This window comes from Terriglobia bacterium, from assembly GCA_020073185.1.
Classification (GTDB): Bacteria; Acidobacteriota; Terriglobia; order Terriglobales; family Acidobacteriaceae; genus JAIQGF01.
Genome location: JAIQFT010000055.1, coordinates 19,684 through 45,191 on the forward strand (window position 1 = coordinate 19,684; position 25,508 = coordinate 45,191).

The window sequence follows — 25,508 nt, forward strand, 5'->3', positions numbered from 1 at the left end:
TCAACGCCCCCTATCGACGCTCTCATTTATACTCAAAGGGATGTCAGTGGTTCCCGACAAAACGTTCTACCTCGAAACCTTTGGCTGCCAGATGAACGTGCACGACTCCGAAAAGGTGATCGGCACGCTCATTTCCCAGGGCTACCGCCGGGTGGAGACGGTCCAGGATGCCGGCCTCGTCCTGTACAACACCTGCTCCATCCGCGACAAGGCCGAGCAGAAGGTGTTCCATCGCCTGGCCGACTTCAAGGCCCTCCAGAAGCAGGGCAAGAAATTCGGCGTGCTGGGTTGCGTGGCGCAACAGGAGGGCAAGAGGATTTTCCAGCGCGCGCCGCACGTATCGCTGGTGTGCGGCTCGGCTTCGTATCGCAACCTGCCGGAAATGCTGGTGCAGATCGAGGCAGGGAACTCGCGCGTAACCGGCTTGGACGACCGCGAGACCGACCAGACCTTCGAGACCGAGTACACCGCCCGCAGCAACCCCTATCGCGGCTACATCACCATCATCGAGGGCTGCGACAAGTTCTGCGCCTACTGCGTGGTGCCCTTCACCCGCGGCAAGGAGCGCAGCCGGACTTCGGACTCCGTGCTGGCCGAGGCGCGCAAGATGGCCGACCAGGGGTTCACGGAAATCCAGTTGCTCGGACAAAACGTTAATTCTTACCGAGATCCCTATGGAAAAAAGACATTTGCGGAGCTGTTAGCAGCCGTAGGCGAGATCGGCGGAGTGCGCCGGGTGTGGTTTACCACCTCGCATCCCCGCGATTTCGGCAAGGACATCGTGGACGCCATTGCAGCCGTGCCGGCGCTGTGCGACCACGTTCACCTTCCCGTGCAGAGCGGCTCTACCCGAGTGCTCGACCTGATGAAGCGCCTCTATAACCGGGATCAGTACCTGGAACGGATCTCATGGATGAAATCCGCGCGGCGGCGGATCAGCATCACCACCGACATCATTGTCGGGTTCCCGGGCGAGACGGAAAGCGACTTCGCCGAGACCATCGACTTGCTTAACCAGGTTGAGTACGACGGAGTTTTTTCCTTCAAGTATTCGCCGCGTCCCAATACGCCGGCGCTCACCTACATTGACAGCATCCCGGAAGAGGAGAAATCAAGGCGCTTGGCGGTGCTCAACGCGCGGCAGAAGGAAATTTCGGCGGCGCTCAACCAGCGGCACTTGGGCGAAACCCTTGAAGTAATGGTTGAGGGTAGAAACCAGGCTCGTGGCCAGTGGATTGGGCGCACCTCGCAACACAAGGTGCTAAACTTCACCATTAGTGGAGGCGAGGAACCGCGGATCGGCCAATACGTGCCGGTGCGCGTCACGGCAGCATTTCCCAACAGCTTATTGGGGGAGATGACCGTCTAAGGACACGGAGGGCACGATGGAAGTCGAGATGAAAATTCGCGGGCTGATGATGGACCCGGTGACCAACATGCCCATCGTGATCCTCAAGGACGTCGGCGGCGATGCCGTGCTGCCTATCTGGGTCGGGATTTACGAGGCCAATGCCATCGCCCTGGAGATCGAAAAAGTCACCACGCCGCGCCCCATGACCCACGACCTGTTGAAGAACCTGCTGACCGGGCTGGATGCCAGCGTGCGCAAGGTAGTCGTCAACGAACTGCGCGACGACACGTTTTTCGCTATCATCTGGGTCGAGCGCGACGGACAGATCATCAGCATTGACTCGCGCCCGTCCGACGCGCTGGCCCTGGCGCTACGAGTGGATTGCCCCATCTTTGTTGAAGACGAGGTGCTGAAGACCTCGCGTATCGCCAGCGCCGTCTCCGACCGCGTCTCCCAGGAAGAGCTGCGCAAGTGGCTGGAAAACCTGGGGGACGAGGACCTGGGTCGGTACAAAATGTGAACCGGGAATTGGGTAATTTGGTAATTTTGTAATTGAACAACATCGTTCAGGTGGAGTCCTGGCAGCCGGAGCGGGCCGGTTTTCAAATTGCCAAATTACGAAATTGCCAAATTACTAAATGCCTGACCCTACCGAACAGCTCCAGCGCATCTACCTGGCCGGTTTCGAACTCCAAACATTCGATCGCTATCCCAAAGCCGTGGGCGTAGTCCGCGGCGAATGCATTGCGCTGCTGGAGGCCACACCAGAGGGCCTGAAGATGATCGGCACACCGGGATGGCGGATGGGCGAGGTCATGGGCGTGCTGGTGGAGGAAGGCGACCGGCAGGTCTTCCGGGCAAAATCGGAGACCGTGGAGGCCACCCCGGAGCGGCTGGAGGAATTGCGGCGATTTCGGGGGGAGCTAATGGGACTGCTGGCGGCGCATGTCGAAACTCGGCAAACTTGACGCTAAACCGCGGCGCGCGAACTGAATTACTTGTCACCCGAACATCTAATTTCTTGTTACCTTCCTGCAAATAAACCGAAGTTCGCGTCACCAAACCAACGCTACCAGGTAGATCGGCCGGTGAGGCTATCGATCTTTCCGTCGGCCGGCGGCCCGACCAATGCTCGCAGCGGATTCTGTCGGACTGTGGGTGGAATCATCTTATCCAACGGAGAACCTGTGATTCGTAACAAGTCTGGAACATATCTCATCGACTCTCCGTAACAAGTCTAGAGGGTTTCATGAGATCGATGTTCTTCGTTCTGCTGCTTCTTCTGACAGACACCGTGTCGCAAGACTCACCACAGAAAAGAGCCGACACAATCATCTTCGAGCACGTGAATGTCTTATCCACTAAGACTGGCCGAATTCGGAAGAACGCTACCGTAGTCATCCGCGACGGCCGGATCAGCCAAATTCGGTCCCGAGCGCCGCGCATTGCTGAAGCGACCAGGATCGATGGCAAGGGGAAGTTCTTGATGCCGGGACTTGTGGACATGCACGTTCACATTTTCAGCAAGCGAGAGCTGCCCATGTTCCTCGTGAACGGCATTACAAACGTTCGAAATATGTGGGGATTTCCTTTGCATCTGGAGATGCGAAGCAAAGTTGTCTCTGGCGAGTGGATCGGTCCGGAGATCGTCACCACGGGACCAATCCTGGACGGAGATCCGCCGCAGTTGCGAGGCAGCGAGATCATCCGAACCCCTGAAGATGCCAACAAGTCTGTCGACAAGCAGGTAAGCGAAGGATACGACTACATCAAGGTGTACAACCGCTTAAGTCCGGATGCTTACCAAGCGATCTTGGCCGCCGCCCGTGCCAAAGGAGTGAGGGTAATCGGTCACGTTCCGAATGCAGTGCCAGTCGAAGAGGCGCTACGAAATGGTCAGTATTCAATCGAGCACTTGTCGAACTTCCCTCGCTCTGTGGCCAAAGGCGATGCAACGCACGCAGGTTGGGAGAGCGGTTTTGACGAACGAAAGGTCGAAGCAATCGCCAAACGAGTCGCCAGTTCGGGCACTTGGATCACTCCTACTATCCTGGTGATGGACTACCAATACATAACTCCTGCGGAGGCGAGCAGTGTTGTGGAGAGCGAGGGGACTGCCCACGTGCCTCCGTTTGTGCGCAAAATGTGGCCCGCTCTGAAAGACATCGCAGATGGAGACGGTGCGATGCGCGCCTCGGCGCGAGCGAACTATCGATGGGTGTTAATGCGGCTTCGGGCCCACAATGCGCGTTTTCTCGTTGGAACGGATTCAGGGAATCCTTTTGTGATCTCGGGATATAGCTATCCCGATGAGCTGGAGCGGTTGGTCGCGTCGGGCTTCTCGCCACTCGAAGTACTCCGTGCCGCGACTGTGAATGCGGCTGAATCGTTGGGGCGTACCGATTTGGGCGATGTATCCGTGGGCAAGACCGCTGATCTTGTACTGCTTCGGAAGGACCCCTCGAAGGACATTCACTCGATACGAGAAGTTGAGGGCGTTATGGTGAGAGGCAGATGGCTCGCAATTGACGAACTCAGGAAGAGCCTTGGTCCAGCCGACGTAGCGCATTAGAAATGAGCGCTTGTAGAATCGGCGAGAAGCGATAGTGCGCGGCCGGTGCATCGCGCTGCTGGAGGCCACGCCAGAGGGCCTGAAGATGATCGGCACGCCGGGATGGCGGATGGGCGAGGTCATGGGCGTGCTGGTGGAGGAAGGCGACCGGCAGGTCTTCCGGGCAAAATCGGAGACCGTGGAGGCCACTCCGGAGCGGCTGGAGGAATTGCGTCTGTTCCGGGGGGGGTTGGAGGCGCTCCTCTCATCTCCCAACTAGATTTCGCCTCGTCTTACTTTATGAGGTAAAATGTAAGACATGAAGAGGGAAGGAACCGTTACGTCAAAGGGCCAACTGGTCATTCCCGCCGAGCTGCGCCGCAAGCATGGCATTGGAAGCGGCACGCGAGTACGCTTTGAAGAGACGAAGGGCGCGATCATCGTCCGGCCTATCCGCGATGACACGATTTCTCGCCTACGCGGAATTGCCAAGGGGCTCGGGCTTCCGCCAAATGTGGAGCGCGATCCGGACCGCGAGCTGTAATGAGACGCCACGTCCTCGACGCCAATGCGCTATATCGATTGCTAACCGATGACGTCGGCGCTGAGATCGTCGAGCTGGTCTTGGAGGAAGCGCGTCAGAAGAAATACCCGGTTCTGATGTCGGTCATTAACTGGGGCGAGGTGTATTACACGATGGCTCGGACCGTCGGATACAAGAAAGCGGAGTCGATCATGCGCGCGGCGGAGAATCCTCCCATCGTTCTGGTCGAAGTTGATAAGCTCCAAGCCGAGGCCGCGGGGCGCATCCGAGCCGGCTACGGACTGCCATACGCCGACTGTTTTGCCGCCGTGCTGGCCGGGAAGGACGGCGTCCTGGTCACCTCCGACGTGAAGGACTTCAAGAAGGTCCCGTGGGTTAAGACGTTGGCGTTGCCGGCCCATTAAAGGGCCTTAAGGCAGCCGCGCACCCAGGTGGGGCCGCATGGTCATAGGGCTGATTCTTGACTTTACATAATATCCGCTGACGGGACGCGTATTATCGGACGCACACATCTCATCCGTATGCACTGCACATTGCCACCATGCCGTGTACTTGTCAATCGTTACCATCTAGTCACCCATGGGCAGGCGCATCCATCGCACCAGTCTAAACAATCTATCGCCTCACGAGCTTTCCGCTTGACATCATTCGGAATGACTTTCACCGTGCGGAAGTATGAGGGAAACGCGATGAAGGTCAAAGACCTCGGCACCGCAGCCAAGAAGTTCAGCACCAACGCCTCGGCCGGCAGCACCAATTACGCCACGGGCGTGCAGAACAATCAGTCCTGGGCGCAGAACACGGAAGCCGCCGCGCCCACCTGGGCGCAGGGCGTCAGTTCCGCCGCGTCCAACGGGCGCTTCGCCAAGGGCGTGGCCAAGGCCGGCCAGTCCAAGTGGCAGACCAACAGCGTGCAAAAGGGACAAAGCCGCTTCCAGTCGGCAGTGTCCACTCCGGCGGCACAACAGAATTGGCAGACCGGCTTCTCGCCCTACGCCAGCATCATCGCCGGCATCACCAAGCCGCCGAAGGGCGTGCGCGGCAGCCCCGGCAATTATGCCATCGTGCAGACCATCGGCGACGCGCTGCACAAGGCCAAGGTCGGCGCCTAAAGGTACTCTCCCGAAAGGGCGGCGACTGGGGCTATTGCACTTTCGCCGCCCATGCCTCCACGGAGCTGAGAGCAGATGACGCCTCAAGAGCCAGATTTCGAGCCCGGTCACCCCGCGCGGTTTGACTACGATCCCAGCTCGCCGCAAGCGAAGGAATGGGCCCGCACGCATTTCGCGCTGAAGGGCGAGCGCGATTTTCCCGTCGGGCATCCCAAGGCGTTCGACACACCCGGCAACACAAATGCCGTGCCCGTGCTCGCCGGCATTGATCCCGCGCATCCCGAGCTGCAAGAGTTCAGCGGGCGCACTCCCGCACAGGTTGAAGGCTTGAAGCTGTACCAACAATTTGCCGCTCCGCTCGCACAGGAATCGCCCGTGCTGGAGCCTACCGAAGCACCACAGCCACCGCCGCCCATTGAGCGGCCGATCCCACCGGGACAACCGGGGAGTTAACCATGCCGCGTGCACTCGAAGTAATCGCAGGATTCAACACCGCGCCGGGCGCGACCTTGGCCGCTTTGACCATGAGCACCGGGCTCTCCTCTACCATCCGCGGCACGGACACAAACAAAGGCACCTGGTTGCTTTCCTCGTGGTGCTTCAACACCACGGCGGGAGAGTTCAGGATCACGTCGCCTCGGTTGCATGACCAGGCGCAGGGCATCCGCAACCGCGTGACCGCCGCGTTCACGGCGCCGCTGGTTCCTGGACACACCAATGCGGCCTTCGCGCAACGCCTGTACGCACAGGACAATTTGACGCTGCAGCTCTCCGGCGGCGGCGGCGCGGAAATCGACACCGCCGCTCTGCTGATCGGCTATGACGACCTGGCCGGCATCGCGGGCCGCTACATCGACGTTGCCACGCTGCGCAAGGCGGGCGTCAACATCGTGACCGCGGAAGTCACCGTGACCGCAGTTGCCACCGGAAATTTCGGTGGAGCGGTGGCGATCAACAGCTCGTTCGACAACCTGATCGCCAACACGGATTACGCCGTACTTGGCGGAATGACCGACACCCGCGGCAACGTGGTGGGCATCACGGCAGTCGATTTCGGCAACCTCCGAGTCGGCTTCCCGGCGGAGCCCACGCTGCGCGACGAAACGCAGAATTGGTTCATGCAGTTGAGCACCGCGTTCAACGCCCCGTACATCCCGGTGTTCAACTCCGCCAACAAAACCACCACGCTGGTGGATGTGCAGACGAACAACGCGGGCGGCACCTACATCATCAACCTGGCGCTGGTGCAGTTGGCGCCGGGCTCGGTGCCGGCGTACAGCAGCCCGACCAGCGCGGGACAGCAGCCGGGCGCGTAACGAAGTTTCCTCCGCCACAGGGTAGCGAAGGACGGGGCAGCGGCTGATCGGCTGCTGCCCCGTTCCACGAAAGAGAGCATGGGATCGGGCCTAATACCTCCGGGACAGCCGCAGCCGATGCAGGACGGCGAGTTTGAAAGCCTGAGCCAGCCTTCGCGGATCAGCTTTACGCTGGCCAAACTACAACCGCCAAGCGATCTCTACATCACGCGCGACGATCAGATCGTGGTGCGCGCCATCGGCACCGTTGCCAGCGAAAGCATTCACGTAACGGGACGCCTGCTAACACTGGATGGAGTGGTAGTGCCGTTCGCGGTTGACGTTGTGGCGCCCATCGCAAGTACCTCCGTGACACGACTGATCTCCGGCGTGGAGGGTTTTCTGCTGTCCCTCACCGCCATAGCTACGCAAGCCACCACTCGTGGCGGTGCGTACGTGCGGGTCTGGCTCAACCGTGGCGCCGCCGCACTCACTAACTGTCAACAGTTGCTGCTCTCCGATTACGTGACCAACGTGCTGCCGACGTCCTGGCCGTCCGGCATTCCGCAGGACACGACTTCGGGATTTGGACTCATGCTATCGCTGGCCGGCACGAGTCCTGCCGCGGGCGCGGATTTTACCGGCGCAAATGGTTCGCTTGTTCGGTGGCGGTTGCAATCCCTGAGCGCGATCCTCACCACTAGCGTTGCGGTCGCTAACCGCAACATCGAATTTGCGCTCACCGACGCGGGCGGACTTACCGTGTTTCGCGCGGGCGCAACCGCAAGCGTCCCGGCGAGCACGACGGCGCACGTTACCTGCACACCGGGCGGCACTCAGGTGAGCGTCGTCGGAAGCACGCTAATGATCCCGTTGCCCGCGCTGGTGATGATGCCGCTGAACTACGGGTTCAAGACGATCACCACGAATCTTCAGGCAGCCGACCAGTGGAGCGCGATTCAAATGGTCGTGGAGCAATGGTTCGATGGCCTCTAACGAAAGCGGCAACGGCAACGGCAACGGAGCGGCGCACGCGGCGCACACCGCGTCTCTGCATATCGAGATGGACTTGTGCACCCACACCCTCAAGGTGAACGCGCAGACGCCGAATCTGGATTGCGCGTTGTCCATGCTGGCGGCGACGACCAGGGCAATCGAGGCGCAGCTTCGGCAGCAACAGGCTTTGGAGTTCGCCGCGCGGCAACAGCGCGCGGCACAGGACGCACAAATCAGCGCCATGGTGCGCGGAGGCAAGGTGTAACTTATGGGCGTTCGATTCGCTACCGTCGCATCAACCGCTATCGTTGCGAGCCCGGGCGCAGCCGCGGAGACGATCATCTGCACCACCCCGCCAATCAACCTGTTCGCGGACAACGCCCTCGTCTCGATATGGTGGTGGTTCAACATGACGCTGCAGGCCACCGTCTCTACCGTCGCCTTCAAGCTGCGGCGCGGTCCTACGACGTCTGATACGCAGATCAACAGAACCGCGGCGTTCACATGGGCGGGCGGCTCCACTTGCTTCTATTCCGGCTGCTATGTGGACACTCCCGGCGTGGTGGCCGAGCAGCAGTATTGCATCACGGTGACGTGCAACAGCGCGGGCGGCGCGTCTCTGGTCAACGATGTTTGTCTGGCTTGCATGGTGCTGTAGCACCGGCAAGAGTTGTGAGGTGATTTGTGGGTATCCTGTCGAAGATTTCGGGCATTCTTTCCTTGCTGCCGTACCTGGTGGCCGGGGTCAACACACTTCATTCGGGCGCCAGCGGCGCCGATAAGAAAACGGCGGTGATGCAGTTGGCGGCGGTGGCGTTGCAAGGCGTGGACATTGCCCTACCGGGCGCCGCGCCAGCTATCGAGCTGGCAGCGCCGCACATCTCGACCGCGGTGGATGCCTTCGTGGGCATCTTCAACGCGTTTGGAATCTTCGGCCACAAGACGCCGCCCGCACCGGCGCCCGCGGCCGGCTAGACGTTGTGGCGGTAAACAGGGAAAACCTGCAGACGGCGCACCTGGCCCCTGGGCTCGACGCAGGGCACCAAATTACAAGAGAGTACCGCCGCCACAGCAACTTTGTACGAGAGGACAGACCGTGAAGCTACTCAACGTGATCTTCGGGCTCATCGTATTTTTCTACTGGCCGCTTGGGATGCTGGCGCAGGCGCCGGTCCTGAATGCCGTCATGCCGGCCTGCATCGCGTTGCCGCAGTCCGATCCGCCCGTGTTGACGATCACCGGCAGCGGCTTTCAGCCCACGGCGCGGGTGCAGGTGAACAAAGTCAAGCGGGTCACCGAGTACACCGATGCGCAGCACCTGGAGACTCAGTTGCTGCCGCGCGATGTCGCCCATCCCGGCAAGCTGACAGTGCGCGTGTATAACCCAAAGCCGCTGAAGCCCTCGAACGCGGTGCGCGTGCAAGTGGTCGCCTCCACTAAGAACGGCAATATGTCGTTTACCGACACATCGCGCAAGCCGCGCGTGAAGGTGGCGGTTATCCCGATAGTCTGGCATGTGGAAGCATGCCCAAGCCCATGATGTTCCACCTCACTTTCCAAGAGTGGTGGGCTTTGCACTGGGTCATGTTTGGCGTGCTGGTCTGGCAACTGGCCACGGTGAAAGCTGAGGTCGCAGATTTGCGCCGCCACTTCGGAGTCCCCGCCAGAAAGCGCCGCTTCTGGAGGAAAGACTAAGGCCAGATCGAGATCCTCCGATGGCTTCCCCGCAGCTCATCCCGCGCCTTGACCCGTCGAAACCGATATTCACTCCCACCACGCCCGATTTCACGGGCACGGCACAGCAGCAGCTCGGAGACCTGGGCACGGGTAACGATGGCTTCGACGCGCTCTTTGCGTTGCCGGCCGGCGCAATCGACCTGGACACGGCCGCGCTTAACGAGTTCGATCCCATGCTGGCCGCGATGGACTTCGACGCGGGCGCCTTTGCCTCGGTGTACCACACGCCGGTTGACGGCGCGCTGCCCGGCTTCTTGAGCGACGGCGAGGCGCTGAACGCGGCGGTACAGAATCCGGGCGAGGTGCAGGACGTCCCGGTGCCTACCACGCCACCAGTGACCCCGCCTTCGGAAACCGGCAGCGACGTGAACCAGCACGTCTACAGGACGTTCCCTTATGGCGAGCCGGGGCAGATCGTCACCATTGACCCGTTGCCGCTTGGTGGACCGACTGGCAGCCCACCACAGCCATTCCCCGGGCCGAAGCCGCCGCCGATTCCCGTTGGACCGCCAGAAAGTCAGTGAGGTGAACCATGGACGATAACCTATCCGTACACGATATAACCGTGCAGGACCAGATCAGACTCGCCAGCGGTAAGAGCGGCGCCGTCAAGCATGTGGTGTTCTACGTTGGCGCGCACGGCCCGTTCATGCACGATTTCAGCGCGCCGCTGAACACGACGGCGGACATCCAGGCGTACATCCAACAGACGGTCGCGGACCTCCGCGGCATCGTGCAGAGACAGTACTGATGGGCGATTTCTTCAACTCGATATTCGACTTCATGGGCGACGCGGTTGTGGGCGCCCTGGAGAGCTTCGTCGTCTGGCTGTACCAGCTCGTGATCGTGATTGCGCAGGCGCTGTATCAGATCGTCATTGCCATCGGGAATTTCTTCTGGTCGATTGCCAAGTCAGTGGCGGGATTCTTTGACCGGCTGTGGAACGGGTTCTTCAAGGGCATCTTCCAGAGCGTGTGGAACGCGGTGAAGGCCGCATCGGCATGGTTGGAAGCGCACCTGCGGCCGATCATCGACTTTCTGAAGAAGCTGCGGAAGCTGTACCAGATTTGGTACAACACCTACATCCGGCCCATCCTGCTGCTGATCCAGCACGTGCGGCAGTACCTGCAGATTCTGAGCTTGCTGCACATCTCGATTGCGCAGAAGCTCGACGCTTACCTTGCGCAACTGCAGGCCAAGATCGTGCAGAGCTTCGCCACCATCGTGGCCACGCTGAACGCAGCCATTGACGTGCTGAACGCGCTGGCCGATCCCAGTTACCTGATTCGCAAGCCGGCGCTGCTGCTGTCCATCCGGCGTCAGTTGCCGGCGCTGATACACGCGGTCACCGGCCGGCCGCCTGGTTACTGGTTTCCAAGTCCACAAGGAGCGGCGGGCGGACCGTTCTCGCCGCCCAAGATGCCCTTTAACTTCTCCGATCCGTCACAGAATCCGCCCACCAGCTCGTACCTCGGCTATGACGACGGAATCGGGAACGTGAGCCCGTTTCTTGACGGGTTTCAGTTCGCGGACGGCGCGGTGGACGCGACGGCGCCGCTGGACTACTTCAATGACGACCTGTACTCGGTAGTCCAGTGTCCGGGCGGCGATCCCTCTAAGTGTCTGCTGGCATCGTGGGGCGTCAGTGCCTAGCAATCCCATTGACCCGTCGCAACTCTCTGCAGACGCCATCGCACGGGCCAAGGCCGCTGCCAACGCCACGGGCGACACGATTACTAACGTCACCACAGACATCCGTCTAGCGCGTGAGCACGCTGCAGCGGCAATCAAGGACATTCTGAAGTCGGGCGGCATCTTTAAGACGGTTGTGGATGCGGGCTTCAGCCTTGCCAGCAGCATACTCGCCGGCTTCTTTTCCTTGATCTCCGCGTTCAGGCACGAAGCGGCGGAGACGTTCGACGACACCACGGCCGAGGTGCTGAACGAGTTTCTAGGGACTGAGTTCACGGGCTCACAGATTGCGGCGGGCTCGGGAACGGACGTAATGCTTACCAAGGCGGGCACGGTCGGAAATCTGGTGCTCAATCGACTGGAGCAAGAGTTCACAGGCGGCGGTCCCGTCACGATGGAGAGCGGCGCGAAAGGCGCCCGCACGTTCGCCGGATACGGCGTGAACTTCGCGGTGCAGAACGCGCTTGTGTCGCTGCTCGGCGCCTGCATCCCCGAGACGCGCCTTGACGACATCCGGGAGCTTGGCGTTGAAGTGGCGGGCAATCTAGGCTTGGGGCGGTTGATGAATCGCGCGCTGCGGCCGCTGGTGGAGAACACCATCACCAAGCCCTATAACAGGCAACTGCAGCGCAAGTACCAGATGGACTTGCTCAGTGCCGCCGAGCTGGCGACGGCGGTGCTCGCGGATCGCATGGAAGGCGATACCGCGATGGAGCTGCTTAAGCAGCACGGCTTCAGCGACGATCAGATAACCGAGCTGCTGGAGCAAAAGACGCCGCGGCTGCACACGGAAGAATGGGCCTTGTTGGACGCGATGAAGGTTACCCCGCTTGAAGTGGGGCTGATGCACGACAAGGCAGTGGGGACGCCGCAGAACATCATTGACCTGCGGCTGCAGGTTCTAACTCACAAGCGCCTGCAGCACCACAAGGACCGCATACTGAACGCCGTGCTCTCCCAGATCAACGAAGGCTTTCTTCCAGCCGCCGCGCTGGACCCTTGGTTGACACGCTTGAACGTTCCCGACGATGAACAAGACTTGTGGCGGTTGGCCGCGGGCGTTGAAGCGGAGCGGACGCGCAAGAGGATCTCGCACGCGGAGATGCTGTTCTTGTTCGAGGCTTCACAGGTGACGCAAGAGGATGTGCGGCTGTGGGCGATCTCCGAGGGTTACAGCTCCGACGACATAGAGCGGCTACTGGTGTTCTTTGAATTGAAAGCTACCGAAGCCGCGCAAAAGACCACGGGTGGCGCCGCGGCGGCCGCTGGACATCTCCACAAGGAACACGTGGCCTTTATGACCGACCTGATCACCGGCTGGTGGGGGAGATCTCCGACAACAGCGGAGCTTGACTACTGGGTGACGATGCTCGATACCAAGGAACGTACCAAGGCCGACGTCAAGAACGAGCTGAAGACGCTGGACACTAGTGGGCCGGCCATGCCTTAGGCTTTGCGTGCTTCTTGGCCGGCTGCGGTGACCGCGGCGCCGGCTGCACGACTGACGCAGGCGTTAGTTCGTGGCGTTGCTTGTAGGTCGCGCACCCGTACCACATAAACACGCCGCCCATCAGCACAACGCCTATCACCACAGCCAACACGGACTGCACTGCTTTAGCAAGGCGATCAGGTTGCTCGCCGCGGCCGGCAATGTAGAGCAGCGCGCCTACCGCGATTGCGCCCAGGCCGTGCATGAAAAAGACAACCGTGAAGCAGAGGATAAGACCGACGACGATGAACAGCAGCCCTAGGATTCTCATACAACCCTCCTTGGCCGTGCTAACACGCTCTGGTGCTCACGGCATGGGCCTGTAGTACTTCATTCAGCAGAGTCAGCGTCTGGCGCCGCATTCCGATCCGGCCGAGGACTCGGGCCAGCTCGCCGGCGCACTTCTCGCACGCGTGGATCGCCGGAACGGTACGCTGTGACCTGGTGCGCCGCGTTCCGTATCCCGAAATCAGCACGGTAAACGTTACCACGGCTCTGGGCGCCTTCTCGCAACAATCGCAAAATGGGCGGCTCATACCCTTCCCGAATCGGCAACGAGCGTGCTAACACGGTCCTGTGAAGCCCTGAGGTGATTCATGCGGAGTGTTCCACTTTAGTTCGACAAAAACCGCGCTGACTTTAACCAGGTCCTTTGACCACTTTTACCCGTCCGAGCGCGCCGCTCGGTGCGCATGTGCTGATTCTAAAGAGTTTGCAACTCATCTACACTATACCCCGGCACTTCCCGCTGTTGCCGCTCCACTTTTACCCCGCAGGCGCGGTGTTTTTCCCACTTGCAGCCCGCGTTTTTTGCCCGTTTAGACTTCCCACTTTACCTCCCGGCCCTGCCGTTTTCTCCCACCTCTAGGCACCAGTCACAACATGCACGGTTACGCCGGCCGCCGCCGCTGTTTCCATCACGCCAACCTCGGTGCGCGCGCACACCAGCAGCAACTTCGGCTTCGGCAGTTGCGGATTCTCCGCCGCCCACACCGCCCCGTACAATGCCAGTTGCTGTACCCCGAGCGCCCATGCCTTCTGCTTCAGCTCCACGAGCGTTGCCTGCGTCCCATTCCACGCGATAGCATCCAGGCGCAGTTGCGACGACATCATCGCCGTCTTACGCACGTAATCAGGGTAACCAGGCCCAAGGTCGCGCGACGGTCCAATCCGCACGTTGTACTCGAACTGATCGTATGCACCCTCGAACTCCCGCAGCCAACGCCGCATCACTTCAGCCTCGCGCGGTCGCATCCCGGGGAATTTAGACCGCTCAGACTGCGGGGGCAGGGAAGGGCTACTCATGCAGTACCCTCAGACTCTCTCCGCTACGCCGATCGGCGTATCAGCACCCTCTTGAAAGGGTAGGCTTTGTGGCTGCACCAGCCAGCGGTTGTACTTCATGGCTGGACCCCTGGAGAAGTAAGGCAGCGGCTTTTCTTTGTCCCTGCTCACGCGGAAGAACTGCAGACAGCGCACCTGGCACGTATCCCCAACACGTACCAGCCATGCCCGCTCAGGTCTGATGTAGCGATCGGCAGCGATCCAGATTGTGTGGAACCACACCACGCGAGATCTCGCAACCCAAGCAGCACCCCTCAGCAGCGCATTCTTCTCTTGCTGGTTCAGCCTGAAGTATGGCGGGTCGATGATTACGACGTCGAACGCATTGCGCTTGAACGGTGGCAGCCACGCATCGCCGATCACGTCCGGCTTAACGCGAGGGTCTATGTCTAGCCTGACCCCGAAGTCGGCAAGCCCGCCGAATAGATGGAGGACTGTCAGTCCTGCGCACTCGGCAATTAGCAGCTTGCGCACTGCCGGCGGAAACGACCAGCCATTCTTGCGCTTCGTTCGCGCGTTGGGGCACCACAGTACGTCAATGGGGTAGGATGGCGCCACTACTGCCACTCTCCCGTTCTCATCTGCACCGCGAGTCTCTGCGCCCGCGCACCCACCTGATCGGCCCATGTGGATTTCAGCATGGCATCGGCCGCGGCCTCATAGTCGCCGGCCTGCACGTTCGTCAGCGTGACGGCAAACTCCAGCAGCCCGTGCACGCCCATGTTGTAGGCCATGTTTACGAGCACCGCCTGCCGTACCAGGTCGAGCTTCAGCACCCACGGCAGCGCGGCGACCAGTTCACGGTAGCGCGTGTACACCCGCAGATGCAGCACCGTCCCCGCTTCCGTCTGCGACAGCCCGTCACTCTCCAGGTTAAATCCGTATCCGACGGTGAGTACCCCGCGTCCATCGCGGTACGGAAATTGCCGAAAGCCTTCGTCGCGCCTCAACTGGTTACATATCAGCGTGGTGCTCATCACGCCCAGCGGCATCGTCTCCGTCGCCATCACCGCTCCTTTCGCCACTCCACCACATACCCACGGCCGTTGCAGCCGCTGCAGATGGTCACTTGCGCTACACCTGCCGCTGCTGCCCGCATCCCTGTGCTATTGCAGCCCACGCACGTGCGCTGATGCTTGCGCCACCCAGGCAGCGCCGTTATCCGCCGCCCTACCACCACCACCTTGCCTAGCTTCGGCACCGTCACGCCTCCTTCGCCTCGTGCGCGGCCTTCAGCATCTGCTGCACTAGTTCCCACTCCCAGCGGTGCAACCACAACTGCACCATGTTCTGCGGATCTTTGTAACCGCCGCACCAGTCGCAAACGATGCCCGCAATGTGCTCTCCGGCGCCGTTCCCGTTCGCCGGCTCAACTGGATTCGGATTGGCAACCACATTCGGAGCGACGGTGTTGCGCACCAGCCATTCATGCAGCTTGTGCGCCGGAATGTGATCCGCGATGGCGTAGTGCAGCCCCAAGTCTCGCCAGCTTTTCTCCTTGCAACGGTTCAGCACCTTCGCCTGGCTGAAGTTGATTTGCCGCATCCCCAGCGCGTTCAGCACGTCGGGATCGCCTCGCAGCAGGTCTATGCGGTCGTTCACCCAGCCTTCCGAGCGCCGTACCATCGCACACAGTTCGTCGAGCGACTTCCCATGCTTCTGCGCCAGCTCGCCCAACCACACCGCGATCTCGGCGTCGGTGTTGTCCTCGCGGAGTAGGTTGCATTTCAGCTTCACCGACTCGGGCGGCGGATCGTCTGCCCCGTGCACGATACATCGCATTGTGACCAATCCCAGACGCCTGTGAGCCAGCAGGCGCCTGTGACCGTCCACCACCTCGAAACGATCCGCGACCTGTCGCACGATCACCGGATAGTACAGGCCGTTGTCGCGGATGTCGGACGCCAGCTCGTCAAGCGCAACGTCGTCGATCTCGGCTCGCAGAGCGGTCTCCGGCTCGTCGATCAGCCGCAGTTCGATGTCTTGAATCTCGGTCATTAGGCCGCTTTCCCCGCTACCAGTTCCGCCGCCACGTTGTAGATTTTCAGCCATGCCAGCCGGTCACCCTGAAACATTGTGCCGTCGCCTCTGCGGTGCGCCGCCAAGTGGCAACGCGCCCGCCACAGCACGTGCAGCGCGTCACGGCGGGTTTTGGGCCATCTCTCGCCCGCTTGCACGTTCACGTCTAGTTTCACCGTTCGTCTGCGTCGTGGCCTTGCCATACTGTTGCACCTCGATTCCGAAGCGGTCCCTGATTTCTTCCTGCTCGATTTCATCCGCGTACTTGACGAAACTCATGTTGTACCCCGCGGGCTTCAGCATCCCGCGGAGCATCTCTCGTCGCTTGTGCGCCGCCTGCATGATCCGATTCGACGGCGGCAAGGCGATCAGCATGTGGGTGTTGGAAATAAGGCGCTGCAACCGCGCCGGCTTCACCCACAGCTTCACTTCGTCCGCCGGCAGTTGATCTTCGAGCTTGCCCTTCACGTGCAGCCAGATTTTCAACGCCTTGTCGGGTGCGTTCGTTGGCGGTTGAGCTTCGGCGCTGGTGGATCTCGAGCTCGAGGTTGTCGCGCCGTCAGGCGTGATAATTCCTATATCTGTATTTATAATTCCTACTTCATCCTTATTGCGCGGGGCGCCTTGCGACCCTTCTGCTACCCTTTTCGGCTCGATTTGCGACCCTTCTGCGACCCTTTCCGGCGGAGAAAAAAGGGGCGCATTTTGCAACCCTTTTGCCTTCTCCTGCAGTAACTGACGCATCCGGTCGGGATCGTCCAGGAACAGGAACACGTAGCTGCACAACTTGCCGCGTCCCTGACGTTCAGGTTTTCGCTGTTCAACCAGGCAATGCTCCTGCATGTACCCCAGATCGCGGCGCGTTGTGTCCTCGGATGCGAGCGACAGGCGGGACAGCGTTGCCATTGACGGCCATGCAGCCCGCACCTCGGAGTTGTGGAAATTGGACAACACAAGTAGCAAGCACTTCTGGCCGCGCGTTAACTCCGCCCCGTCGGGGCACTCAGTCAGCGCGTTGACGTAGTTGTTAGCCTCCCAGCTCATGTACGCCGTGCTTGTCTCGCGTGAGGGACCATCGTGTAACTACTGGGCAATGCCTTGCTCCCACAGGTTCGCGGCACTAAGTCCCAATCCGCGCCGCAGCCTTCACACCTGACCACAAGTTTGTTAGGGTCGCTAGCGACGTAGATAAACCACGTTCGACCTTCGCAGCACCCGCAGCTATAGACGGTCACCTGTGAGTCACTTGACATGAGGGTAGAGGCTGCGATTGTGCGCGAAGGCAATGCCGTGCACCGCGATCCCCACGATGGGCAGCGCCATCCACAGCTTGTCCCGCCTGAGTTTCTTTGTCTCGAACGAGAGCAGCGTCAAGCCGCCGAACGTCACCCCGCACACCAGGCCCACGCGCCGCGGCGACGGGTGCGCGCCCATCAGCGGACTTTGCTCATGGAATTGCGGGCCGGCTTGTATCAGGTGATTGGTGGAAACGCAGTCGGCCGCCGTTGCCGCCGCGTTCGCCAGCGTGAGCGCAAGGAAACTCTTGTTCACAGAGACGCCGTGACGTGTTTCAGTTAGGCGGAGATCCGTTCCCGTCGCAGCGTCTCGCTGCGCACCATGCGTCACGGCGCCTCTATCAACCGCCGACGGCGCGGCGGGCAGTTCTTGCGAGCGTGCTAGCACCGCGCACAGAAACAGGGCGATGCCGACAAACACAAATAGCAGCAGAACGCCCACAATGCGCATCTCTCGCCGCTGCTGCGCCGCCCAAAGGTCACGCCTATTGTTCGAGTTCATGTCGCCTCACGATCCTTGCGCTGGCCGCTAGCCCCCGGCCGTGTTGACACCCTGATAAACTGCCGCTGAATCAGCGCCGCCATTTGCTGCGCCGACGCCTCTATCTGGCTCGGGCTCACTTCGCGCGAATCCTGCACCCGGACCCGGTTGTGTGCGTCTCGTACTCGAATCGTCAGTTTCACCGTCGCCATTGCGCGGCACCCCCTTGGGAAGTTCGAGCGGCCGAAACACCAGATGATCGCCTTCGATGGTCACGTACAGCAGATCGCCAACGCGCCACTTAATCTGGCGCAGGATGAACGCGGGAATAATCGCGCAACGCGAGTTACCCCACTTGTGGACACACACCACGTTGCGGCTCATGCTGCCCTCTGTAGCGCGGGAATTGCCGCCGGCTTATGGCATTTACCAACGGCTGCGCCTGGAAACGTCGCCTCAGGCGTGTCGGACATCGGGGGAGAAGCGTGAAAGGCTTGCGTGACCAGGTGGAGCGCGTCACGGTAACCGTCAACCGCGCACCTGCCCGCGTGGCGCGCGGGACGCCAGCCAGCACCCGCGCGCCACTGCAGGTAGGCCGCAACAGAGTGAAACCAGTCCAGCGAGCTGCGGCCGTCTATGAAATTCCGATGGAGTGGAAGCCGGTAGGCTTTGGCGCGCCTGCAGCCGGCGCAGAGCTGAGAGGGGGTGTTGGGCTGATTCATGGCGCCGGATACCACGAGGAGTGGCGGCGCCATGCGCCCATCTGGAATCAGTCCTGAAACCGGAACAAGCTGCAGCAGACGCGCCAATCGAGCCACCTTGGTGCGTCCCGCGCGGGCTTTACATAATATCCGTTATCGGACATTACGCCTTCGGCCCGGCCAGATCCCCTGCGCAGCCTTATAACCCTAGTCATCCGGTTGGTAGGACGCCGCCGCGTTTCTGCGAAGGTCAGCGCTGCGGCGCACTCCTGATCATCAAAAGTCTTTTCGACATCACCGGTGGTAACTTTGGCTCCCTGAATTCCTAGCTAACCTCAAGCACCACTACCCAACCAACACTACCTTAGGATGGAACAGCGTCCCCGCCACCCGGCTTGCGATCGCGATCAGCTCTGCCTGGCCGGCAAACACCTTCACCAGCCGCGCCCGCGACATTTCCGGCAAATTGACCGCTTGGCCGTGGCGGATGCGGTTGGCGTTGTTGTCGTCGGCGGTGACGCATGGAAACGCCGGCAGGATGCGCCGCAAGTGGATCATCAGCCTTTCAGGCTCCTCGTCGGCTACTGCCTGCTGCAACTGTTCCAGGGTGCAGCAATCTCCTTCGGTGAATTCGCCGACGCCGGTGCGCCGCAAACCGGCTAGATGTGCTCCCACCCCAAGTTGCTGCCCCATCTCGTGCGCCACCGACCTCATGTAGGTTCCCGACGAGACGCGTGCGCGAAAGCCGGCCAGTTCCCCTTCCAAGCTCAGAATTTCAAATTCCTTGATCTCCACCCGCACCGGCTCCAGCGTCACTTCCTGCTTCTTGCGCGCCAGCTTGTAGGCCGGGACGCCCTGGATTTTCTTGGCTGAGAAGGGCGGCGGCATCTGCTCGATTTCGCCCCGAAATTTCGCCGCGAGCTCGCGTAATACTTCAAGTGTTACTTGTACTGTCTGCGGGGGCCCGGCGGGCTCACCCTCGGCGTCGTAGGTATCGGTGGCGAAGCCAAAGCGGATCCGACCCTCATAAACCTTCTCCGCATGGTTATAGAACTGCGCCAAGCGGGTGAATTTTCCCAGCACCAGCGGCAGCAACCCGGTGGCCATGGGGTCGAGTGTGCCCAAGTGGCCGACCGAGCGCTCCTGCAACAGGCGGCGCGCGCGGCTGACAACGTCGTGAGAGGTCATGCCCGCCGGCTTGTCGATAACCAGTATCCCGTTCATTAGCTCTCTGCTATCGTGAAGGCGGAGCGGCGGTCCGGTCAACCGGAGTCCGCCGCACAGTTCGATGATCCCCCTCAAGGACGACGCCCCGCGCTACAGCACGCCTTACGTGAACTATTTCATCGTTGCGCTGAACGTGCTGGCGTTCCTCTTCGAGTTGGCGCTGCCTCGCCTGAACCGCGAAGTTTTCATTATGCAGTTCGGTTTCGTCCCGGCACGCTTGACGGCGCTGCTGCATGGCGAACACTCGGTTCGGGCGCTGGGGGTGCTGCTGCCGGTCAACGAATCCGCGGTTCTAACCGTTATCACCGCCATGTTCCTGCATGCCTCGTGGCTGCACCTGCTGGGCAATATGTGGTTTCTGTGGATTTTCGGCGACAACATCGAAGACCACCTTGGCCATTTCAAGTACCTGGTTTTTTACCTGTGTTCCGGCTTCGCCGCGGCGCTGCTGCACACCTTTTTCAATCCCGGGTCGCCGGTGCCCAGCGTGGGGGCCAGCGGAGCGATCGCCGGCGTGATGGGTGCGTACTTCGTGCTGTTCCCTTCGGCCCGAGTGCTGACCCTGGTTCCCTTCCTGTTTGTCTTTTTTCTGTGGCTGCCGGCCTGGATCATCCTGGGATATTGGTTTGTCATCCAGTTCCTCAGCGGGGCGGCTACCTCCATCGCCTACTCCAGCCAGACCGGTGGCGGCATCGCATTCTGGGCGCACGTCGGGGGATTCGTCGGCGGCATCGCCATGATCAAGCTCTTCCCTTCCCAGCGCCGCCGCCGCTTCCGCTACGACGCATAGGCAAGCTCTTAGCTATTGGCTCTTAGCTCTTAGTCGGGCCGGTTTGGCCAAGAGCTAAAAGCTAAGAGCTAGAAGCTCGAATTACAAATCCCCCGCCACCGGCCCGATCTTCAACTCTTCCACAGCGGCATTTTCCGGCAGCGCAATCGCGCTGACCAGCGCCCGCGCCACCGTGTCCGGCGACATCATCTTTTCGCGCGGCGCCTCCGGCATGAACTGGTCCCAGATATCGGTCGCCGTAGGGCCGGGCAAAAGCGAGATAACGCGAATGCCGCGCCCGCGAACCTCCTCGCGCAGCGTGTCGGTGAATCCGAGCGCCCCATGTTTGGAGGCGCAATAGGCGGACTCGCCGGCGAATACGCTGCGCGCCGCGACCGACAAGTTGTTAACGATCACCCCGCCTTTGCCCATCAGCGGCAGCGCCGCCCGTGTGCACAGGAACATCCCGGTCAGGTTGGTGTCGAGCACTTCGCGCCAGGTCTCCAAGGGCATCTCGACGACGTTGCGCAGCGCGTGCGACCTGCCGGCATTGTTGATGAGAATGTCGAGGCGGTTGAATTCTTTCCGTACCAACCGAAACAACCCGCGCACATCTTTTTCGCTGCCAACATCGCACGCGGAACCGAAGAACCCGAGCTGAATCTTGCTGAAATCCGGATCGCCCGGGGTGCTTGCATCAAGCTCCGGGGCGAGACGGCCCTCGCGGCGCAAGCGTTCGCTGTTTCGCTCTGCCTCTTCCTGCACAGCGCCAATGAGCTGTTTCAGCGCGGCGTCCAACGTCGCTTCCGACCGTCCTGCTATTACGACCGAGCATCCCTTGGCCGCCAGCGCCTTCGCAATCGCCAACCCGATGCCGCGGCTGGCGCCGGTGACGACGGCGACCTTCCCTGCGAGCGGATTGCCATCAGATGTTTGATTTGGATTGCCTCGCTTCATTGAAGTTAGAATCTCACACGACAGCGACGAAATAGCCGGTCACATCCGACCGGCCTACAAAGAATGTGACTCCGACTGAAACTGAAACTCGAAACTGTTCAAAAGCTCCCGTTCCCCGCCTTCGCCCGGATGAGCGACAGGAACTCTTCCCGCGTCTCGTGCTCGTCGCGAAAGGCGCCGAACATGGCGGAAGTCACGGCGGCAGAATGCTGCTTTTCGACGCCGCGCATCATCATGCACAAGTGCCGCGCCTCGACCACTACGCCCACTCCTTGCGGCTCGACCACGCGCTGGATGGTTTCCGCAATCTGCGTCGTCAGCCGCTCCTGCACCTGCAGGCGGCGCGAGAAGATGTCCACCAGGCGCGGCAACTTGCTCAGCCCAATCACCTTGCCGTTGGGCACGTAGGCAATGTGCACCTTGCCGAAAAACGGCAGCAGATGGTGCTCGCACAGGCTGAACATCTCGATGTCCTTCACGATCACCATCTCGTCGTAATTGACCGTGAACAGCGCGCCTTTGAGCATGGTCTCGGCGTCTTCGTGGTAGCCCTTGGTGAGATATTCCATCGCTCGCTGCGCGCGTTCCGGCGTGCGCTGCAACCCTTCACGGTCGGGGTCTTCGCCGAAACGCACCAGCATTCCGCGCACCAGGTCGGCGTAGCTGGCGCCGGCCAACGTAGGAGCTTCCACAACATGCGACATAGTTCCCTTTTTCGTGCTAATGACGCACCTCGGCTCCTCCGGCATACTCGAAGGAGTTCATCATCGTCTCTTCTATTCTCACCTTTTCCAGATGGGCGTGGGCGAAGCCGCGCCGCACAATTTCGAAGATCTCGGTGCACAAGTTCTCGGTCGTCGGCACGCGCCGGCTGAATTCCGGCCGCGTGTTCAGGTTCACGTGCTCGTAGCGCGCCAGGATTTCGCGGGCCACGAAACCGTCCAGGTCGGCCAGGTTGCAGACCATCCCCGTGCCGGCGTCCACCGGCCCGCTGACCGTCACCTCCAGCGCGTAGTTGTGCCCGTGACCATACGGGTTGTTGCACTTGCCGTAGGTGGCGCGGTTCTCTTCCTCAGACATCTGCTCGCTGTGCAGCCGGTGCGAGGCGGAAAACCAGTAGCGCCTGGTCAGGTGGGCCTTCATTTCTCCCCGTAACAATCCACAAACAAGTCGGGCGTCTCGTACACCCGGACGCGGTGCAGTTGTGCCACCTTCATCTTCGGCTGCAGGCGCTCCCAGATGGCGATCGCCAGGTTTTCCGTGGTCGGAATGCGGTCGCGGAATTCCGGCACTTCCTTGTTGAGGAAGCGGTGGTCGAGCGCGCTCAGCACCTCGCGCTCCAGCGTATCTTTTAATTCTTTCAGGTCGACCACGAAACCGGAGCGCGGGTTGACCTCGCCCTTCACCGTGACTTCCAGCGTGTAATTGTGGCCGTGGCCGTTGGGGTTGTTGCACTTGCCGAAGATGCGCTGGTTCTCCTCCGGCGAGAATTCCGGGTTGTGATAATAGTGCGCCGCGGAAAATTCGCACTTGCGCGTCAGGTAAACCATGCTCTCTTTCTCGAAAAACGTCGTTGGCCGTTAGTCGTTGGTCGTTCGCCAATTCCCTTCTTTGTCGTGAACCACCGGCGACTCCCGGCCCGATCTGCTGTTGCAGGCTTCGCCCTCGTATTGTCGCATTTCCGGCGGTTCTGTCGTAGGACGATATGTCCGGCTTTTCCACGACACCTGCTTCCTCCACTTGTATTGGAGTTGCGAGCGCAGCAGAAGTAACACGAACGGCGGCAGTCCAAGCGGTGACAGCATTGTTGCCAGCGGCCGAAAATGCGCTCTCCGCACCCGGCGAAGAAACAGAATTCATGTCGGCGTCGCGACCGCCAAGCCCGCCCCGAGCAGGACATAGTTCCGGCTCGCCAGGCCCGCGATGGCCGCCACAATTCCGCCAGCGGCAGCTAAGAATTCGATGCCCCGCACGGCTGCAAGTCGCAAGGTCCGCGGAAACAGCAGCGCCAGGTTCTTGGTCCACCCGTCACGCAGGTCGCGCCAGGTGCGATACATGCGGGTACGCACCGCGTCGCCACCGAAACGGAAGCGCAATTTTCGCCCGCTGGCTTTGACCGCCCGCGCCAGCGCCACATCCTCCAGCAACGTATGCCTGACCGCCGCATGACCACCGACCGCCTCGTACGCTTCGCGCGTGATCAGCAGGTACTGTCCATTCGCCGCCGCTACCGGCGACGCTGGATCGCAAACTTCCTTCGGCCGATAGGTCGCCGCCAGTTCGGCGTAGATCACCGGCATCACCGCGTTTTCCAGAAACCCGTGAACCTCCTGCGCCGGCGAATAGGAGAGCAGCGCGACGCCGTGCTCGCGCGCCTCCCGCAGGCTGCGCGCCAGCGATCCGGGAAGGTGAACCGTGTCGGCGTCGGTAAACAGCAGCCACTCGCCGCGCGTCGCGTTGGCGCCCGCCTGCGCCGCATTGCACTTACCCGAGCAACCTTCGGGAAGCGGGCCGGCGTCGATCACGCGCACGCCCTCAAGCGAAGCAGCAATTTCGCGCGTCCGGTCGGCGGAGTCGTCATCGACCACGATGATTTCAAAATCCACTCCAGTTTGCGCCAGCAGCGAATCGAGGCAGGCGCCCAGGCAGGGCTCTTCATTGCGCGCCGGCACGATTACCGATACGACGGGAACGGTGGCTTTGCCGACGGCCGCAGTCATATCCAGCCACGCAAGGGACAAGTGGTCCGGGGTACCCCCCTTCCCCCCATCCGATCTTTTAGAATCAAGATGTTAGGGAGGATTCGCCGCCAGATCTTTGAGGACAAATGGTTTATCGGCAAAATATTGAAAACAAACCTTCCAGAAGAACTTTAAGCCGCGGGAGGAAGGCTCCGGCGGCTCAATGCAGGGTGCTAAAAACCACTATTATTATAACCCGCAGGTCAAGCAATTTTGTCACACACCCGTGTGACGTTGGAAGGCACACTCCGTTGCCCGGTGTCGTATCATAAAAACGTGAAGCGGCTTTGCATCTTTGTCGTCGGCCTTCTCTTGCTCCTGACCGGTTGCTACAGCGGCACGCGCCCGCCGCGCATTGGCGAATCCGCGCCCGACTTTTCCGTCCAAGACTCCACTCGCACGGTTGCGCTGCACGATTACAGGGGCAAGGTGGTGGTGCTGAATTTCTGGGCGACGTGGTGCCCGCCGTGCGTGGAGGAGATGCCGTCACTGGTGCAAATGCAGTCGCGGCTGAAGGACAAGGGCGTGACCGTGCTGGCCATCAGCCTGGATGTGGACGAAAACGCCTATAACAAGTTCCTCAAGGACCACAACGTGGAGCTGCTCGCGGTCCGCGATCCCAACCAGAAGTCGAACACCCTCTACGGGACCTTCAAATATCCCGAGACCTACATCATTGATCGCGATGGCAAGGTGCGGCGCAAGTTCATCGGGCCGATCGATTGGACCCAGCCGGAGATCGTGTCGTATCTCAGCCGGATGTAGCGGTGGATTTGTTCTCGTCTGCAAATGAAAAACTAGAAAACACAGAGACGCAGAGTCACAGAGATGACATGTTTACCGTTTCCCGATTTGTAACTTACGATATCGGCTGTTATCACTCGTTGATGGGCGATAATGCAGTGGGCGTTCATCGGGCTTAATTAAATTCCAGCCGAATGTGCGCTTCGAGAGGATTTAGGTTCTGGTAGAGTGACAGCCAACATGAACCTATAATGGTCCCGATCTTTGATGGACAGCCAAATTTCTCCTGCGCTTCAGCAGACCCCAACTCCCGTCCGGAACTTGCCTAACAGCCCGTGGTGCAAGTCTGGATTCGTGAGCGGAAAGTACTGAAGTATCCACAGGCATAGTTCGTAGAATGTCGCGCATGTCGATGGGGACGCGCAAGCAGCGGGAGAAGCAAGAGGACATCTGGATTGCGCAC

General features: G+C 60.7%; 36 protein-coding genes and 1 pseudogene. 22 read left to right on the plus strand and 15 right to left on the minus strand.

What is annotated here, in order from left to right; translation table 11 throughout:
- The first annotated feature begins 40 nt into the window (after positions 1 to 40).
- From miaB to LAN64_16650, 19 genes are all read left to right on the plus strand, one after another.
- Positions 41 to 1,369 (plus strand): tRNA (N6-isopentenyl adenosine(37)-C2)-methylthiotransferase MiaB, encoded by a 1,329-nt coding sequence (gene miaB, locus LAN64_16560; protein MBZ5569446.1) that lies wholly within the window; start codon positions 41 to 43, stop codon positions 1,367 to 1,369.
- A 16-nt stretch (positions 1,370 to 1,385) separates the two neighbouring features.
- Positions 1,386 to 1,871, plus strand: a complete 486-nt coding sequence (locus tag LAN64_16565; GenBank protein ID MBZ5569447.1) for a bifunctional nuclease family protein — start codon at positions 1,386 to 1,388, stop codon at positions 1,869 to 1,871.
- 118 nt (positions 1,872 to 1,989) lie between these two features.
- Positions 1,990 to 2,319 (plus strand): hypothetical protein, encoded by a 330-nt coding sequence (locus tag LAN64_16570; protein ID MBZ5569448.1) that lies wholly within the window; start codon positions 1,990 to 1,992, stop codon positions 2,317 to 2,319.
- A 281-nt stretch (positions 2,320 to 2,600) separates the two neighbouring features.
- Complete coding sequence (locus LAN64_16575) at positions 2,601 to 3,923, plus strand: amidohydrolase family protein (protein MBZ5569449.1); 1,323 nt, start codon at positions 2,601 to 2,603, stop codon at positions 3,921 to 3,923.
- Between the two features lie 34 nt (positions 3,924 to 3,957).
- Positions 3,958 to 4,182, plus strand: a complete 225-nt coding sequence (locus LAN64_16580; protein ID MBZ5569450.1) for a hypothetical protein — start codon at positions 3,958 to 3,960, stop codon at positions 4,180 to 4,182.
- A 39-nt stretch (positions 4,183 to 4,221) separates the two neighbouring features.
- A complete protein-coding gene (locus LAN64_16585) occupies positions 4,222 to 4,446 on the plus strand; it encodes an AbrB/MazE/SpoVT family DNA-binding domain-containing protein (GenBank protein MBZ5569451.1) in 225 nt (74 codons plus the stop codon).
- Positions 4,446 to 4,850 carry a type II toxin-antitoxin system VapC family toxin gene (locus LAN64_16590; GenBank protein MBZ5569452.1) on the plus strand — a complete coding sequence of 135 codons (405 nt, stop codon included), beginning with the start codon at positions 4,446 to 4,448 and terminating at the stop codon, positions 4,848 to 4,850. Before LAN64_16585 ends, LAN64_16590 begins: the two co-directional genes overlap by 1 nt.
- A gap of 285 nt (positions 4,851 to 5,135) precedes the next feature.
- Positions 5,136 to 5,558, plus strand: coding sequence for a hypothetical protein (locus LAN64_16595; protein ID MBZ5569453.1), 423 nt, complete (start codon positions 5,136 to 5,138; stop codon positions 5,556 to 5,558).
- 75 nt (positions 5,559 to 5,633) lie between these two features.
- Positions 5,634 to 6,011 (plus strand): hypothetical protein, encoded by a 378-nt coding sequence (locus tag LAN64_16600; protein ID MBZ5569454.1) that lies wholly within the window; start codon positions 5,634 to 5,636, stop codon positions 6,009 to 6,011.
- Between the two features lie 2 nt (positions 6,012 to 6,013).
- Positions 6,014 to 6,874 carry a hypothetical protein gene (locus LAN64_16605; protein ID MBZ5569455.1) on the plus strand — a complete coding sequence of 287 codons (861 nt, stop codon included), beginning with the start codon at positions 6,014 to 6,016 and terminating at the stop codon, positions 6,872 to 6,874.
- A gap of 78 nt (positions 6,875 to 6,952) precedes the next feature.
- Positions 6,953 to 7,849: a hypothetical protein gene (locus LAN64_16610; protein ID MBZ5569456.1), complete on the plus strand. Its 897-nt coding sequence runs from the start codon at positions 6,953 to 6,955 to the stop codon at positions 7,847 to 7,849.
- A complete protein-coding gene (locus LAN64_16615; GenBank protein ID MBZ5569457.1) occupies positions 7,839 to 8,114 on the plus strand; it encodes a hypothetical protein in 276 nt (91 codons plus the stop codon). Before LAN64_16610 ends, LAN64_16615 begins: the two co-directional genes overlap by 11 nt.
- A 3-nt stretch (positions 8,115 to 8,117) precedes the next feature.
- Positions 8,118 to 8,507, plus strand: a complete 390-nt coding sequence (locus LAN64_16620; protein ID MBZ5569458.1) for a hypothetical protein — start codon at positions 8,118 to 8,120, stop codon at positions 8,505 to 8,507.
- A gap of 26 nt (positions 8,508 to 8,533) precedes the next feature.
- Positions 8,534 to 8,824: a hypothetical protein gene (locus tag LAN64_16625; GenBank protein MBZ5569459.1), complete on the plus strand. Its 291-nt coding sequence runs from the start codon at positions 8,534 to 8,536 to the stop codon at positions 8,822 to 8,824.
- A gap of 121 nt (positions 8,825 to 8,945) precedes the next feature.
- Positions 8,946 to 9,389, plus strand: a complete 444-nt coding sequence (locus LAN64_16630) for a hypothetical protein (GenBank protein ID MBZ5569460.1) — start codon at positions 8,946 to 8,948, stop codon at positions 9,387 to 9,389.
- A gap of 175 nt (positions 9,390 to 9,564) precedes the next feature.
- Positions 9,565 to 10,110, plus strand: a complete 546-nt coding sequence (locus LAN64_16635; GenBank protein ID MBZ5569461.1) for a hypothetical protein — start codon at positions 9,565 to 9,567, stop codon at positions 10,108 to 10,110.
- Positions 10,111 to 10,118: 8 nt separating this feature from the next.
- Positions 10,119 to 10,337 carry a hypothetical protein gene (locus LAN64_16640; GenBank protein ID MBZ5569462.1) on the plus strand — a complete coding sequence of 73 codons (219 nt, stop codon included), beginning with the start codon at positions 10,119 to 10,121 and terminating at the stop codon, positions 10,335 to 10,337.
- Positions 10,337 to 11,239 (plus strand): hypothetical protein, encoded by a 903-nt coding sequence (locus LAN64_16645; GenBank protein ID MBZ5569463.1) that lies wholly within the window; start codon positions 10,337 to 10,339, stop codon positions 11,237 to 11,239. Before LAN64_16640 ends, LAN64_16645 begins: the two co-directional genes overlap by 1 nt.
- Positions 11,232 to 12,728: a hypothetical protein gene (locus tag LAN64_16650; protein ID MBZ5569464.1), complete on the plus strand. Its 1,497-nt coding sequence runs from the start codon at positions 11,232 to 11,234 to the stop codon at positions 12,726 to 12,728. The genes LAN64_16645 and LAN64_16650 overlap by 8 nt, the downstream gene beginning before the upstream one ends.
- On the opposite strand, the gene LAN64_16655 is transcribed toward LAN64_16650, so the two are convergent.
- The 9 genes from LAN64_16655 to LAN64_16695 form a co-directional block, all read right to left on the minus strand.
- Positions 12,706 to 13,038 carry a hypothetical protein gene (locus LAN64_16655; GenBank protein MBZ5569465.1) on the minus strand — a complete coding sequence of 111 codons (333 nt, stop codon included), beginning with the start codon at positions 13,036 to 13,038 and terminating at the stop codon, positions 12,706 to 12,708. The genes LAN64_16650 and LAN64_16655 overlap by 23 nt on opposite strands.
- Positions 13,039 to 13,631: 593 nt before the next feature.
- The gene (locus tag LAN64_16660) at positions 13,632 to 13,997 is read right to left on the minus strand and encodes a hypothetical protein (protein MBZ5569466.1); all 366 of its coding nucleotides are present in this window, start codon (positions 13,995 to 13,997) and stop codon (positions 13,632 to 13,634) included.
- Positions 13,998 to 14,081: 84 nt separating this feature from the next.
- Positions 14,082 to 14,669: a hypothetical protein gene (locus LAN64_16665; protein MBZ5569467.1), complete on the minus strand. Its 588-nt coding sequence runs from the start codon at positions 14,667 to 14,669 to the stop codon at positions 14,082 to 14,084.
- On the minus strand, positions 14,669 to 15,088 hold the full coding sequence (locus LAN64_16670; GenBank protein MBZ5569468.1) for a glycoside hydrolase family protein: 420 nt from the start codon (positions 15,086 to 15,088) through the stop codon (positions 14,669 to 14,671). Before LAN64_16670 ends, LAN64_16665 begins: the two co-directional genes overlap by 1 nt.
- Before the next feature lie 226 nt (positions 15,089 to 15,314).
- Positions 15,315 to 16,109 (minus strand): ParB/RepB/Spo0J family partition protein, encoded by a 795-nt coding sequence (locus LAN64_16675; protein ID MBZ5569469.1) that lies wholly within the window; start codon positions 16,107 to 16,109, stop codon positions 15,315 to 15,317.
- A complete protein-coding gene (locus tag LAN64_16680; protein ID MBZ5569470.1) occupies positions 16,109 to 16,294 on the minus strand; it encodes a hypothetical protein in 186 nt (61 codons plus the stop codon). Before LAN64_16680 ends, LAN64_16675 begins: the two co-directional genes overlap by 1 nt.
- Entirely contained in the window at positions 16,251 to 17,174 is a 924-nt protein-coding gene (locus tag LAN64_16685; protein MBZ5569471.1) for a hypothetical protein, read from the minus strand. The genes LAN64_16680 and LAN64_16685 overlap by 44 nt, the downstream gene beginning before the upstream one ends.
- Before the next feature lie 198 nt (positions 17,175 to 17,372).
- Positions 17,373 to 17,927: a hypothetical protein gene (locus LAN64_16690; protein MBZ5569472.1), complete on the minus strand. Its 555-nt coding sequence runs from the start codon at positions 17,925 to 17,927 to the stop codon at positions 17,373 to 17,375.
- A 27-nt stretch (positions 17,928 to 17,954) separates the two neighbouring features.
- Entirely contained in the window at positions 17,955 to 18,290 is a 336-nt protein-coding gene (locus LAN64_16695) for an AbrB/MazE/SpoVT family DNA-binding domain-containing protein (GenBank protein MBZ5569473.1), read from the minus strand.
- Positions 18,291 to 18,391: 101 nt separating this feature from the next.
- Between LAN64_16695 and LAN64_16700 the strand changes: the two genes are divergently transcribed.
- Entirely contained in the window at positions 18,392 to 18,685 is a 294-nt protein-coding gene (locus LAN64_16700; GenBank protein ID MBZ5569474.1) for a hypothetical protein, read from the plus strand.
- Between the two features lie 267 nt (positions 18,686 to 18,952).
- Here LAN64_16700 and truB read toward each other — a convergent pair whose 3' ends face one another.
- Entirely contained in the window at positions 18,953 to 19,831 is an 879-nt protein-coding gene (gene truB, locus LAN64_16705; GenBank protein MBZ5569475.1) for a tRNA pseudouridine(55) synthase TruB, read from the minus strand.
- Between the two features lie 64 nt (positions 19,832 to 19,895).
- Between truB and LAN64_16710 the strand changes: the two genes are divergently transcribed.
- On the plus strand, positions 19,896 to 20,624 hold the full coding sequence (locus LAN64_16710; protein MBZ5569476.1) for a rhomboid family intramembrane serine protease: 729 nt from the start codon (positions 19,896 to 19,898) through the stop codon (positions 20,622 to 20,624).
- Between the two features lie 81 nt (positions 20,625 to 20,705).
- On the opposite strand, the gene LAN64_16715 is transcribed toward LAN64_16710, so the two are convergent.
- The 5 genes and pseudogenes from LAN64_16715 to LAN64_16735 all read right to left on the minus strand — a co-directional run bounded on the left by LAN64_16715 (position 20,706) and on the right by LAN64_16735 (position 24,280).
- The gene (locus LAN64_16715; protein MBZ5569477.1) at positions 20,706 to 21,560 is read right to left on the minus strand and encodes an SDR family oxidoreductase; all 855 of its coding nucleotides are present in this window, start codon (positions 21,558 to 21,560) and stop codon (positions 20,706 to 20,708) included.
- 98 nt (positions 21,561 to 21,658) lie between these two features.
- The gene (gene folE / locus LAN64_16720; protein MBZ5569478.1) at positions 21,659 to 22,264 is read right to left on the minus strand and encodes a GTP cyclohydrolase I FolE; all 606 of its coding nucleotides are present in this window, start codon (positions 22,262 to 22,264) and stop codon (positions 21,659 to 21,661) included.
- Between the two features lie 16 nt (positions 22,265 to 22,280).
- Positions 22,281 to 22,703, minus strand: a complete 423-nt coding sequence (locus tag LAN64_16725; GenBank protein ID MBZ5569479.1) for a 6-carboxytetrahydropterin synthase — start codon at positions 22,701 to 22,703, stop codon at positions 22,281 to 22,283.
- Positions 22,700 to 23,110: a 6-carboxytetrahydropterin synthase gene (locus tag LAN64_16730; protein ID MBZ5569480.1), complete on the minus strand. Its 411-nt coding sequence runs from the start codon at positions 23,108 to 23,110 to the stop codon at positions 22,700 to 22,702. The genes LAN64_16725 and LAN64_16730 overlap by 4 nt, the downstream gene beginning before the upstream one ends.
- Positions 23,111 to 23,140: 30 nt before the next feature.
- Positions 23,141 to 24,280: pseudogene (locus tag LAN64_16735) on the minus strand (glycosyltransferase family 2 protein).
- A gap of 339 nt (positions 24,281 to 24,619) precedes the next feature.
- On the opposite strand from LAN64_16735, the gene LAN64_16740 reads away from it, so the two are divergent.
- Positions 24,620 to 25,066 (plus strand): TlpA family protein disulfide reductase, encoded by a 447-nt coding sequence (locus LAN64_16740; protein MBZ5569481.1) that lies wholly within the window; start codon positions 24,620 to 24,622, stop codon positions 25,064 to 25,066.
- The last annotated feature ends 442 nt before the right edge of the window (positions 25,067 to 25,508 follow it).

Bases quoted from the DNA above. Each gene is read 5' to 3' on its own strand.
- miaB (MBZ5569446.1), top strand. From the start codon at position 41: ATGTCAGTGGTTCCCGACAAAACGTTCTACCTCGAAACCTTTGGCTGC.
- LAN64_16565 (MBZ5569447.1), top strand. From the start codon at position 1,386: ATGGAAGTCGAGATGAAAATTCGCGGGCTGATGATGGACCCGGTGACC.
- LAN64_16570 (MBZ5569448.1), top strand. From the start codon at position 1,990: ATGCCTGACCCTACCGAACAGCTCCAGCGCATCTACCTGGCCGGTTTC.
- LAN64_16575 (MBZ5569449.1), top strand. From the start codon at position 2,601: ATGAGATCGATGTTCTTCGTTCTGCTGCTTCTTCTGACAGACACCGTG.
- LAN64_16585 (MBZ5569451.1), top strand. From the start codon at position 4,222: ATGAAGAGGGAAGGAACCGTTACGTCAAAGGGCCAACTGGTCATTCCC.
- LAN64_16590 (MBZ5569452.1), top strand. From the start codon at position 4,446: ATGAGACGCCACGTCCTCGACGCCAATGCGCTATATCGATTGCTAACC.
- LAN64_16595 (MBZ5569453.1), top strand. From the start codon at position 5,136: ATGAAGGTCAAAGACCTCGGCACCGCAGCCAAGAAGTTCAGCACCAAC.
- LAN64_16600 (MBZ5569454.1), top strand. From the start codon at position 5,634: ATGACGCCTCAAGAGCCAGATTTCGAGCCCGGTCACCCCGCGCGGTTT.
- LAN64_16605 (MBZ5569455.1), top strand. From the start codon at position 6,014: ATGCCGCGTGCACTCGAAGTAATCGCAGGATTCAACACCGCGCCGGGC.
- LAN64_16610 (MBZ5569456.1), top strand. From the start codon at position 6,953: ATGGGATCGGGCCTAATACCTCCGGGACAGCCGCAGCCGATGCAGGAC.
- LAN64_16615 (MBZ5569457.1), top strand. From the start codon at position 7,839: ATGGCCTCTAACGAAAGCGGCAACGGCAACGGCAACGGAGCGGCGCAC.
- LAN64_16620 (MBZ5569458.1), top strand. From the start codon at position 8,118: ATGGGCGTTCGATTCGCTACCGTCGCATCAACCGCTATCGTTGCGAGC.
- LAN64_16635 (MBZ5569461.1), top strand. From the start codon at position 9,565: ATGGCTTCCCCGCAGCTCATCCCGCGCCTTGACCCGTCGAAACCGATA.
- LAN64_16640 (MBZ5569462.1), top strand. From the start codon at position 10,119: ATGGACGATAACCTATCCGTACACGATATAACCGTGCAGGACCAGATC.
- LAN64_16645 (MBZ5569463.1), top strand. From the start codon at position 10,337: ATGGGCGATTTCTTCAACTCGATATTCGACTTCATGGGCGACGCGGTT.
- LAN64_16655 (MBZ5569465.1), bottom strand. From the start codon at position 13,038: ATGAGAATCCTAGGGCTGCTGTTCATCGTCGTCGGTCTTATCCTCTGC.
- LAN64_16660 (MBZ5569466.1), bottom strand. From the start codon at position 13,997: ATGCGGCGTTGGCTGCGGGAGTTCGAGGGTGCATACGATCAGTTCGAG.
- LAN64_16670 (MBZ5569468.1), bottom strand. From the start codon at position 15,088: ATGAGCACCACGCTGATATGTAACCAGTTGAGGCGCGACGAAGGCTTT.
- LAN64_16675 (MBZ5569469.1), bottom strand. From the start codon at position 16,109: ATGACCGAGATTCAAGACATCGAACTGCGGCTGATCGACGAGCCGGAG.
- LAN64_16685 (MBZ5569471.1), bottom strand. From the start codon at position 17,174: ATGAGCTGGGAGGCTAACAACTACGTCAACGCGCTGACTGAGTGCCCC.
- LAN64_16690 (MBZ5569472.1), bottom strand. From the start codon at position 17,927: ATGAACTCGAACAATAGGCGTGACCTTTGGGCGGCGCAGCAGCGGCGA.
- LAN64_16695 (MBZ5569473.1), bottom strand. From the start codon at position 18,290: ATGAGCCGCAACGTGGTGTGTGTCCACAAGTGGGGTAACTCGCGTTGC.
- truB (MBZ5569475.1), bottom strand. From the start codon at position 19,831: ATGAACGGGATACTGGTTATCGACAAGCCGGCGGGCATGACCTCTCAC.
- LAN64_16710 (MBZ5569476.1), top strand. From the start codon at position 19,896: ATGATCCCCCTCAAGGACGACGCCCCGCGCTACAGCACGCCTTACGTG.
- LAN64_16715 (MBZ5569477.1), bottom strand. From the start codon at position 21,560: ATGAAGCGAGGCAATCCAAATCAAACATCTGATGGCAATCCGCTCGCA.
- folE (MBZ5569478.1), bottom strand. From the start codon at position 22,264: ATGTCGCATGTTGTGGAAGCTCCTACGTTGGCCGGCGCCAGCTACGCC.
- LAN64_16725 (MBZ5569479.1), bottom strand. From the start codon at position 22,703: ATGAAGGCCCACCTGACCAGGCGCTACTGGTTTTCCGCCTCGCACCGG.
- LAN64_16730 (MBZ5569480.1), bottom strand. From the start codon at position 23,110: ATGGTTTACCTGACGCGCAAGTGCGAATTTTCCGCGGCGCACTATTAT.